The 12,384-nt window shown below is 62.4% G+C and carries 1 protein-coding gene (only partly in view); it reads left to right on the top strand.

Going from position 1 to position 12,384, the window contains the following annotated elements:
- A protein-coding gene (locus tag ACI514_RS15805) for a non-ribosomal peptide synthase/polyketide synthase (RefSeq protein ID WP_405121999.1) crosses the window boundary here: on the top strand, positions 1-12,384 show its 3' portion. It extends 2,604 nt beyond the left edge of the window; the window shows 12,384 of its 14,988 coding nt (coding positions 2,605-14,988); its start codon lies off the left edge, out of view; its stop codon occupies positions 12,382-12,384.

Below are 12,384 nucleotides of genomic sequence, written 5' to 3'. Positions count from 1 at the left end.
ACCGCTGAACGTTTTGTGCCGGATCCGTTTTCGGCAAACGGCGCGCGTCTGTACCGCACCGGCGACCTGACCCGTTATCGCGCAGAAGGCGTGATCGAGTACATCGGGCGCATCGACCATCAAGTGAAAATCCGTGGTTTCCGTATCGAGCTTGGCGAGATCGAAGCGCGCTTGCTTGCGTTGGACAGCGTGCGTGAAACCGTCGTCGTCGCTCAGGACGGCCCGACCGGTCCGCAACTGGTCGGCTATGTGGTGCCGTCCGCCAGTGCTGTTGACGAAGTCGAACTGCGCGCCGCACTGAAAGCCAGCCTCAAGGCTGAGCTGCCGGAATACATGGTGCCGGCGCACCTGTTGTTCCTCGCGCAACTGCCGCTGACGCCCAACGGCAAAGTCGACCGCAAAGCCTTGCCGGCACCCGACGCCAGCCAGTTGCAATCGACTTACAGCGCGCCGCAAACCGCCACCCAACACACCGTCGCCGAGATCTGGCAAGCGGTGCTCAAGCTTGAGCGTGTCAGCCTCAGTGACAACTTCTTCGAACTCGGCGGCCATTCCTTGCTGGTAACGCAAGTGGTCTCCCGTGTGCGTCAGGCGCTGAACGTTCAGGTGCCGCTGCGCACGCTGTTCGAACACAGCACGCTGGAAGATTTCGTTGCTGCATTGGGTGTCGATCAAGCCACTCAGGAACCACCGATTGTTGCCTTGCCACGCCTGCAACCGCTGGCGCTTTCCTATGCACAGGAACGCCAATGGTTCCTCTGGCAGCTGGAACCGACCAGCAGCGCTTATCACGTTCCGGCGGCACTGCGTCTGCGTGGCGAACTGGATCTGCCGGCGTTGCAGCAAAGCTTCAATGCGCTGATCGAGCGCCACGAGTCCCTGCGCACCTGCTTCGTCGAAGAGCAGGGCCAGACCCTGCAAGTGATTCAGGCCCACGGCACGCTGAATCTGCAAGTGCAGGACGTGGCGGGGCTCGACGATGCGGCGCTGCAAGCGCTGGTCGCCGCAGAAACCCTGCACTTGTTCAATTTGCAGCAAGGCCCGTTGCTGCGGGTGAAACTGCTGCGCCTGGCCGCCGATGACCATGCGCTGGTGATCACCTTGCACCACATCGTCTCCGATGGCTGGTCGATGAACATCATGGTCGATGAACTGGTGGCGCTCTATGCCGCGTACAGCCAGGGCCAGACCGCGCAATTGCCGGCGCTGCCGGTGCAATACGCCGACTATGCCGTGTGGCAGAAACAGTGGATGGACGCTGGTGAACGCGAGCGTCAGTTGAGCTACTGGACCGCGCAACTCGGCGATGGTGATCAACCGTTGCTGGAGCTGCCGACCGACCGTCCACGTCCCGCCGAGCAAAGCTATCGCGGCGCGCGTCGCGACATCCCGCTGAGCCGCGAACTGGCCGCAGCCCTCAAGCACATCGCGCAGCGTGAAAACGTCACCCTGTTCGCGCTGCTGCTGGCCTCGTTCCAGACCTTGCTGCACCGTTACAGCGGTCAGGCCGACATCCGTGTTGGCGTGCCCGTGGCCAACCGTAATCGAGTCGAGACTGAAGGGTTGATTGGCTTCTTCGTCAACACCCAAGTGCTCAAGGCTGAATTCGACAGCCAGCAGACCTTCCGCAGCCTGTTGCAACAAGTGAAGAACACCGTGCTCGGCGCTCAGGCCCATCAGGATCTGCCGTTTGAGCAACTGGTCGACGCGCTGCAACCGGAACGCAGCCTCAGCCACAGCCCGCTGTTCCAGGTGATGCACAACCACCAGAGCCAGGCGCGTCAGGCGCAGGGTGCTACACGTCTGCCGCAACTGCAGATCGAAGGCTTGCCTTGGGCGTCGAATACCGCGCAGTTCGATCTGACGCTGAACACCTTTGAGTCGACCGACAATGTCTGGGCCGAGCTGACTTACGCCACCGACCTGTTCGACGTCGAGACCATCGAGCGTCTGTCGCAACACTGGACGAATCTGCTGCAAGGCATCGTCGCGGACAGCGCCCAGCGTATCGCCGAACTGCCACTGCACGATGCCACCGAGCGCGGCGCGACCCTGCTGCAATGGAACCCGGCCGTGGCCGACTTCCCAAGCGAGCAGTGCCTGCATCACTTGATCGAAGCCCAGGCCGCCCGCGCACCGCAAGCGGTTGCCGTGACGTATGCCGAGCAATCCTTGAGCTACGGTGAACTGAACAGCCGCGCCAACCAGTTGGCGCACAAGCTGATCGCCAATGGCGTCGGCCCGGACGTGCGCGTCGGTCTGGCAGCTGAACGCAGTCTCGACATGCTGGTCGGACTGCTCGCCATTCTCAAGGCCGGCGGTGCTTACGTGCCGCTCGACCCAAGCTACCCGGAAGAACGCCTGAGCTACATGATCGGCGACAGCGGCATCGGCCTGCTGTTGACCCAGAGCCATTTGCTCGCACGTCTGCCGGTGCCGGACTCGGTGCGCAGCCTGATGCTCGATCAGGGTCGCGAAGACCTCGAGGGCTACAGCGACAGCAATCCGCAAGTGAGCATGAGCGCGGATAACCTGGCGTACGTGATCTACACCTCGGGATCGACCGGCCAGCCCAAAGGCACCTTGCTCGTCCATCGCAATGTGCTGCGCCTGTTCGAAGCCACTGATGCCTGGTTCGATTTCGGCCCTTCAGATGTGTGGAGCCTGTTCCACTCCTATGCGTTCGACTTCTCCGTGTGGGAGATTTTCGGCGCGTTGCTGTACGGCGGCAAACTGGTGGTGGTGCCTTACGAGGTCAGCCGTGCGCCGGAAGATTTCTTTGCCTTGCTGTGCCGCGAAGGCATCACCGTGCTCAACCAGACGCCTTCGGCGTTCAAGCAGTTGATGCAAGTTGCTTGCGCCCCGGAGCACGCTGCGCAACAGCTGGCGCTGCGTTACGTGGTGTTTGGCGGTGAGGCGCTGGAAGTGAAAAGCCTGCGTCCATGGTTCGAGCGTTTCGGCGACCAAACGCCGCAACTGATCAACATGTACGGCATCACCGAAACCACCGTCCACGTGACGTACCGGCCGTTGTCGATGGCCGATTTGCAGCGTGACACCAGCAGCCCGATCGGCGAGCCGATCCCGGACCTGTCGTGGTATTTGCTCGACGGCGACCTGAACCCGGTGGCCAAAGGCTGCATCGGTGAGCTGTACGTCGGTCGCGCCGGTCTGGCGCGCGGTTATCTGAACCGTGCCGATCTGACGTCGTTGCGGTTTATTCCCGATCCGTTTGCCGCTGACGGTGGTCGTCTGTATCGCACCGGCGACCTGGCGCGTTATCGCGCTGACGGCGTGATCGAATACATCGGGCGGATCGACCATCAGGTGAAGATTCGCGGTTTCCGTATCGAACTCGGTGAGATCGAAGCGCAGCTGCTCGAACAGACTGCCGTGCGTCAGGCGGTGGTGCTGGCGCAACCGGGCCTCAGTGGTCAGCAACTGGTTGCTTGGCTAGTGCCGAACGATGCGGCGTTGCTCGACGCCAGCGCCGCTGAGCAAGCGCAATGGCGCGACAGCGTGCGTGCCGAGCTCAAGGAAAACCTGCCGGATCACATGATCCCGGCGCACCTGTTGCTGCTCGGGCAATTGCCGCTGACGGCCAACGGCAAGCTCAACCGCAGCGCGTTGCCGTCGCCGGATGCCAGTCAGGCGCAGCAGGCCTATCAGGCGCCGCAAAGTGAGCTGGAACAACGCTTGGCGGCGATCTGGCAAGACGTGCTGAAGCTGCCGCAAGTGGGCCTCAACGACAACTTCTTCGAGCTGGGTGGCGACTCGATCATCTCGATTCAGGTGGTCAGCCGCGCGCGACAGGCCGGCATTCGGCTGAATCCGAAAGATTTGTTCCAGCACCAGACCATTCAGCGTCTGGCGCTGGTCGCGCAGTTGGGCGACGACGAATCGAGCATCGACCAGCAAGCGGTCACCGGTGCGGCGTTGTTGCTGCCGATCCAGCAGCAGTTTTTCGAAGACGATATCCCTGAGCGTCAGCACTGGAACCAGTCGGTGTTGCTCAAGCCGCGTCAGCCGCTGGACGCGGAGAAAATCGAGCAAGTATTGCGCGCGCTGGTCGCGCATCACGATGCCTTACGCCTGAGCTTCACTCTGCACAACGGCGTGTGGCAGGCCGAGCACCGCGCGATTGAAGCGCAGCCGCACAACCTGCTGTGGCAAGAAGACGTCACCGATGCCGCTGCGCTGGAAGCCTTGGGCAATCGTGCCCAGCGCAGCCTCGACCTGCAGAGCGGGCCGTTGCTACGGGCGGTGCTGGTGAATCTGGCCGATGGTACTCAGCGTTTGCAGCTGGTGATCCATCACCTGGCTGTCGACGGTGTGTCGTGGCGGATTCTGCTGGAGGATCTGCAAAACGCTTATCAACAAGTGCTCGACGGTCAGCCCCTGAACCTGCCGTCCAAAACCAGTGCCTTCAAGGACTGGAGCGAGCACTTGCAGCGCTACGCCAACAGCGCGGCGTTGCAACAGGAACTGGCTTACTGGCAGGCATGCCTGAGTGATGTCGGCAGCGATCTGCCGTGCAAGCGGATGGACGCCGGTCAGCAGAACAGACTGGCGCAGACGGTACAGACCAAACTGGGCGCGGAGCTGACCCGACAACTGTTGCAAGAAGCGCCGGCGGCTTATCGCACTCAGGTCAACGACCTGTTGTTGACGGCGCTGGCGCGGGTGATCGGGCGCTGGAGCGGGCAGTCATCGACGCTGATTCAGCTCGAAGGCCATGGCCGTGAAGAGCTGTTCGACGGCGTCGATCTGACCCGCACCGTGGGCTGGTTCACCAGTCTGTTCCCGGTGCGTCTGACCCCGGCGGCTACGCCGGGCGAGTCGATCAAGCAGATCAAGGAACAACTGCGCTCGATCCCCAACAAAGGCATCGGTTTCGGTGCGCTGCGTCACCTTGGCGATGCTCAGGCACAACAGAGCCTGCGCACCTTGCCGACCCCGCGCATCACCTTCAACTACCTCGGCCAGTTCGACGGCAGTTTCGAGGGCGATGACGGCGCGCTGTTCGCTCCGGCGCCGGACAATGCCGGTCTCGACCAGAGCCCGGACGCGCCAATGGGTAACTGGCTGACCCTCAACGGTCAGGTGTATGGCGGTGAACTGCGCGTGGGCTGGACCTTCAGCAGCGAGCGTTTCGACAACGCCGTGATCGAAGCACTGGCGGCGGATTACGCCGAAGAACTGGCCGCTTTGATCGAGCATTGCCTGACCCCGGGCGTCGAAGGCCTGACGCCGTCGGACTTCCCGCTGGCCGGCCTGACCCAGACGCAACTCGACGGCTTGCCTTTGCCGGCCCAGCAGATTGCCGATGTCTATCCGCTGTCGGCGATGCAGCAGGGCATGTTGTTCCACAGTCTCTACGAACAGGCCACCGGTGATTACATCAACCAGGTCCGTCTCGACGTCGAAGGCCTCGACCCGCAGCGCTTCCAGCAGGCCTGGCAAGCGGCGGTGGATAACCACGACATCCTGCGCACCAGTTTTGTCTGGCAAGGTGAACTGGCGCGCCCGGTGCAAGTGGTGCACAAGCAACTGGACATGCCATTCAGCGTGCTCGACTGGCGCGAGCGGGGCGACTGCCGGACTGAACTGGACATGCTGGCCAGTGCCGAGCAGGCGCAAGGTTTCGACCTGAGTCAGGGGCCGCTATTGCGTATGGTCGTGGTGCGCCTGGACGATCAGCGCTGCCATTTGATCTACACCAACCACCACATCCTGATGGACGGCTGGAGCAACTCGCAGTTGCTCGGCGAAGTGCTGCAGCGCTACAGCGGCATTGCCCAGCCGACGCTGGCCGGGCGTTATCGCGATTACATCGAATGGCTGCAGCGTCAGGACGTGCAGGCCAGCGAACATTACTGGACCGCGCAACTGGCTGACCTGGAAGCGCCAACCCTGTTGGCGCAAGCACTTCAGGCGCAGCGTGGCGACGCCCCGCGAGACGGTCATGGCGAACATTTCTGTGTGCTCGACGCGGCGCAAACCCGGCAGTTGGGCGAGTTTGCCCGGCAGCAGAAAGTCACCCTCAACACGCTGATTCAAGCGGCCTGGTTGCTGTTGTTGCAGCGCTTGACCGGTCAACAGAACGTCGCATTCGGCGCTACGGTGGCGGGGCGTCCGGCGGAACTCAAAGGTGTCGAGCAGCAGATCGGTTTGTTCATCAATACCTTGCCGGTGATCGCCAGCCCACGTTCGCAATCGAGCGTAGGTGAGTGGTTGCAGAGCGTGCAGGCGCAGAATCTGACGTTGCGCGAGCATGAACACACGCCGTTGTTCGACATTCAGCGGTGGGCGGCGCGCAACGGTGAAGCGTTGTTCGACAACATTCTGGTGTTTGAAAACTACCCGGTGTCCGAGGCGCTGGAGCAGGGCGCGCCGCAGGAATTGCGCTTCGGCGAGATCAACAACCATGAGCAGACCAACTATCCGCTGACGCTGTTGGTACATCTGAGCGATGAGTTGTCGATGCACTTCAGCTACCAGTGCGACAGCTTTGCGGCGCACAGCGTTGTGCAGTTGGGCGAATACTTGCAGCGCCTGCTCGGGCAAATGAGCGAGTCGGGCGAACGTACGCTCAGCGAGTTGAACCTGATCGATAATGTCACGAGCGTCGAGACCGATTTCGTCGCCGAGCGGTGCATTCATCAAGCCATCGCTCGCCAAGTGGCGGCGACTCCGGATGCGTTTGCGGTGACCTTCGCCGATACACAACTGACCTACGCTGAACTGGATGCGCAGGCCAATCGTCTGGCGCACAAGCTGATCGAGTTGGGTGTCGGCCCGGAAGTGCGCGTGGGCGTGGCGATGCCGCGTTCCGAGCAGTTGCTGATTGCCTTGCTGGCGGTGCTCAAATCCGGTGGCGCGTATGTGCCGCTGGACCCGGATTACCCGGCGGATCGCGTTGCCTACATGCTCGAAGACAGCCGTGCGCGGGTGCTGCTCACCGAGCAAGCGGTCGCGGCGACGCTGAGCGTACCGGGCGATACGCAAGTGCTGCTGATGGATCAGGTTTCGCTGAACGCTTATCCGGCTAGCGCACCTCAAACATCGGTCATACCGGACAACCTCGCCTACGTGATCTACACCTCCGGTTCCACTGGCAAACCGAAAGGCGTGGCGATTGCCCATCGCAACGTCATGGCGCTGATTGGCTGGTCGGCCAAGGTTTACAGCCGCGACGACATCCAAGGCGTGCTGGCCTCGACTTCGGTGTGCTTCGACCTGTCGGTGTGGGAGCTGTTTGTCACCTTGGCCAATGGTGGTTCGCTGATCATTGCGCGCAATGCTCTCGAACTGCCGCAGTTGCCAGCGCGTGATCAGGTACGCCTGATCAACACCGTGCCGTCGGCCATCGCTGCACTGCAACGCGCCGGACAGATCCCCGCGAGCGTGCGCATCATCAATCTGGCCGGCGAACCGCTCAAGCAAGGCCTGGTCGACGCGTTGTATCAGCAGTCGACGGTCGAGCACGTCTACGACCTCTATGGCCCGTCGGAAGACACCACCTATTCGACCTGGACCCGCCGCGTTGCCGGTGGTCAGGCGCGCATTGGTCGTGCCCTGAACTACACCGCCAGCCATCTGCTCGATGCCGATCTGCACGTTGTGCCGCAAGGTGTGTCGGCGGAGCTGTACCTCTCCGGTGCCGGCATAACGCGCGGTTATCTGGGCCGTGCGGCCATGACCGCCGAGCGGTTTGTGCCCAATCCACTCGCCAGCAACGGTGAGCGCATGTACCGCACTGGCGACCTGATTCGTGAACGCGAAGAGGGTGAGCTGGAGTACATGGGGCGGATCGACCATCAGGTGAAGATTCGCGGTTTGCGTATCGAACTCGGCGAAATCGAAGCGCGCCTGGTGGCGCATGACGGCGTACGCGAAGCGGTCGTGGTGGCCAGTGAAGTGCAGGGCAGCCAGCAGTTGATCGCCTACCTTGTGCCGAGTGATCCGGCGACGGTCGACGCCAGCGCCGAGCAGCAACGTCAGTTGCATGACAGCCTCAGTACCTGGCTGGGCGCAACGCTGCCGGATTACATGGTGCCGACCCATCGTCTGTGGCTGGCGCAAATGCCGCTCACGCCCAATGGCAAGATTGATCGCAAGCGCTTGCCGATTCTGGAACTCACGGCGGCGCAACAACACGTCGACCCGGTCAATGCCACCGAGCAGGCGTTGGTGGAGATCTGGAAAGACGTGCTGGGGCTGGCACAGGTCAGCACCAGCGACAGCTTCTTCGCCCTGGGCGGCGATTCGATCATTTCGATTCAAGTGGTCAGCCGCGCCCGTCAGCAAGGCCTGGAACTGAGTCCGAAGGACCTGTTCCAGCACCCGACGATTGCGCAATTGGCCCTGCGCGTCGAAGCCTCCTGCGATAAGCCGGTGGCAGCACTGATCGAGGTGCCGCTGCATGGTCTGAGTGAGGTGCAAGTCGCGCAATTGCCGCTGCCGCAAGATCAGTTGGCAGGTCTTTATCGTCTGTCGCCGATGCAGCAGGGCATGCTGTTCCTCGGCCTGAACGCGCCGGAGTCGGATCTCTACATCAACCAGTTGTGCATTCCGGTGCAGGGCCTTGACCCCGCGCGGTTGAAAGACGCCTGGGCAACCGTCAGCCGACGCCACGATATCCTGCGCACCGGATTCCTCTGGCAGGACATGGCCGAGCCGCTGCAATTCGTCCTCGCCGATCCGCAATTGCCAATCAGCCTGCTTGACTGGCGCGAGCAGGATCACTCGGCCGAAGCGCTGCAAGCGTTGGCCGATGCCGAGCGAGCCAAGGGCTTCGATCTCGATCAGCCGCCGCTGCAACGCCTGACGCTGGTGCAAGTGGGCGAGGACAGCTATCAACTGATCTGGACCTACCACCACATTCTGCTCGACGGCTGGAGCAGTTCGCAGTTGATCGGTGAGGTGTTGAGCCAATACTCCGGCAAGCCATTGGCCGACGCCGTGCCGTACCGCCGCTATATCAACTGGCTGCAACAGCAGGATGGCAACGCCAGTGAAGGGTTCTGGCGTCAGCACCTGAGTCAGCTCGACGAGCCGACTTATCTGGCCGACGCCGTGGCGCGCACCGGCAGCGGTCGTGGCCACGAAGCGTTGTACAGCCGCCTGGGCGAAGAACGTACCGAACAGCTCAAAGCCTTCGCGCAAGCACAGCAAGTCACCCTCAATACCTTGGTGCAGGGCGCGTGGCTGATGCTGCTCAGCCGTTACAGCGGTCAGCGTTGTGTGGCGTTCGGCGCCACGGTGGCGGGGCGCCCGGCGAGTCTGCGGGCGTCGGAATCGATCCTCGGTCTGTTCATCAACACCTTGCCGGTGATCAAGGATGTACCGGCCGAGCAGGCGGTCGGCGACTGGCTGCGCGACTTGCAGGACTTCAACCTGGAAATGCGTGAGCGCGAATACACCCCGCTCACCGACGTGCAGCGCTGGGCCGGACGTGCCGGGCAATCGCTGTTCGACAGCATCATCGTGTTCGAGAACCACCCGATCGACCAAGCGCTGCGCGAGTGGCGCGATGACTCGCTGAAGTTCGGCGAGATCAGCAACGCCGGCCTGACCAACTTCCCGATGGACTTGATGGTCACCCTCGAAGAGGGGCTGGTGATCGAGTACATGTTCCTGCGCGAGCATTTCGACCGGGCGACCGTTGAAGGCATTCGCAGCAACATGGAAGGCTTGCTTGCGGCGTTGGCACAGGATGCGGCGCAACCGCTGGGGCGCATTGGTCTGCCAACGGGGCAGGCGGCTACCGCGCAGGTTGTGCCGGCCGCTTCGCAAGCACCGGCCGTGCATCAGCGGATCGCTCAATGGGCGGCGCAGCGTGGTGAGCAGACGGCGCTGATCTTCAATGGCCAGACCTTCAGTTACGGGCAGATCGACGCCCGCGCCAACCGTCTGGCCCATGCGCTGATCGCTGAAGGCGTCGGCCCGGAAATACGCGTCGGCGTGGCGTTGCCGCGTAGCGAAAACATGATCGTGGCGTTGCTCGCGGTGCTCAAGGCTGGTGGCGCTTATGTGCCGCTGGATGCGACCTATCCGCGTGAGCGCCTGAGTTATCTGATGCGCGATTCCGGAATTGCCTTGCTGCTCAGTGATTCGAGTCTGCGTCAGGTGCTGCCAACGCAGGACAACCTGCATGTGCTGGAGCTCGATCAACTGGATCTGAGCGCGCACTCCGCCAGCGCACCGGATGTTGCGGTGCAACCGGGCAATCTCGCCTACGTGATCTATACCTCCGGTTCGACCGGCCAGCCGAAAGGCGTCGGTGTCGCTCACGGCCCGTTGGCGATGCACTGCCAGGCGATCGGTCAGCGTTATGAAATGAGTGAGGCCGATTGCGAGCTGCACTTCATGTCGTTCGCGTTCGACGGCGCGCATGAGCGCTGGTTGACCACTCTGACACACGGCGCGCGTTTGCTGATCCGTGACGACAGCCTGTGGACCGCCGAGCAGACGTACAGCGCTCTGCATGAATATGACGTAACCGTGGCCGCGTTCCCGCCAGTGTATTTGCAGCAACTGGCCGAACACGCCGAGCAAGACGGCAATCCGCCGGCGGTGCGTATTTACTGCTTCGGTGGCGATGCCGTGCCGGTGGCGAGTTTCGAACTGGCCAAACGTGCGCTCAAGCCGCAATACATCATCAACGGTTACGGGCCGACGGAAACCGTGGTCACACCGCTGATCTGGAAGGCCGGTGCGGATGATCAGTGCGGTGCGGCCTACGCGCCAATCGGCAGTGTGGTCGGCGAGCGCAGCGGTTATGTGCTCGACGCTGACCTCAATCCATTACCCGCGGGCGTTGCCGGTGAACTGTACCTGGGCGGCGCGCTGGCCCGTGGTTATCTGGGCCGTGCCGGCGGCACCGCCGAGCGCTTTGTGGCCAACCCGTTCAGCACCGACGGCAGTCGTCTGTATCGCACCGGTGACCTGGTTCGCCAGCGCGAGGACGGCACTGTCGACTACTTGGGACGGATCGACCATCAGGTAAAAATCCGTGGTTTCCGCATTGAGCTGGGTGAAGTCGAGGCGCGTCTCAAGCAGCAGCCAGGCGTGCGCGACGCGGCCGTGGTGGCCCGTGAGGGGGCCAGTGGCAAGCAATTGCTCGGCTACGTGTTGGCGAATGCCGATACGCAAACCGATGGTTTGTGCGAACGCCTGCGCGAGCAGCTCAAGGCCAGCTTGCCGGACTACATGGTGCCTGCGCACCTGATGTTGCTCGACCGCATGCCATTGACGCCGAACGGCAAGCTTGACCGCAAGGCGCTGCCGAACCCGGACGCTGAACAGCGTCAGGATTACCTGGCGCCGCGCACTGAGCTGGAAAAGGCCCTGGCGAAGATTTGGCAGGAGGTGCTGAAAATCGAACGCGTCGGCCTCACCGACAACTTCTTCGAACTGGGCGGTGATTCGATTCTCAGCCTGCAAGTGGTGGCCCGTAGTCGTGTGCTCAAGGCTCAGGGGCTGAGCCTGAAACTGCGCGACCTGATGCAGAAACCGAGCATCGCCGAACTGGTCGCCAGTGTGCAGGGCAGCGCCGAAAAAGCTTCCGGGCTGTTGGCGATGAACGCAGAGGTCAAGGGCGTTGCGCCGCTGTTCTGCATCCACGCAGGCTTCGGCACGGTGTTCGACTACGAGCCGTTGGCGCGCCGTTTGAGCGGTCGTCGTCAGGTGTTGGCAATTCAGTCGCGCATGCTCTTGGACCCGGCATTCAACGATGTGTCGTTGCAGAGCATGGCCAGCGCTTACGTGGCGCAGATTCGCGAGAAGCAGCCACACGGGCCGTATCACTTGTTGGGCTGGTCGCTGGGCGGGACGTTGGCGATGTTGATGGCCGCGCAATTGGAACAGGCTGGTCAGACCGTGAAATTCGTCGGCCTGGTGGACAGCTTCGTGCCGTCGGCCAAGGTCAACGAAGGCGCAGTGGATGACTGGCAGGCTGATCTGCGCGATTTCCTGCGGGTGACCCTGCCGGATGCTGCGCAGGACTTGAGCATCGACGGTGAGGAAACACCGCAGAACCTGCGGGCACTGTTCGCCGGCGCCATGAGTGTCGAACGTGGCGCTTCAACCTACGTGGCACTCGGCGCCGATGAACTGGCCCATGTGTTCAGCGTGGCACGCCGGCTCAAGCAATTGTCGTTGCAACTGGATCGCTGTGCTCCGTTGGCGGTCAATCCGATCTGCTGGTGGACGCTGGGTCGCGAAGAGGAGGCTGTGGAACTGGCGGCGCAACTTGAGCAACCGGGTATGGGCGGCGAATGGCTCGATTGCGGGCACTTCCAGATCCCGCGCGATGAAACTTTCCTGTCCGAGGCTGAAGAAATGCTCGGCGAGATCGTTGAACCAGTAGCCATGTCCTGA

It is taken from the genome of Pseudomonas sp. M20, assembly GCF_045037865.1.
Lineage (GTDB): Bacteria > Pseudomonadota > Gammaproteobacteria > Pseudomonadales > Pseudomonadaceae > Aquipseudomonas.
Note: the sequence above shows the minus strand (reverse complement) of the source record. Positions and strands in the feature narration are given on the sequence as shown.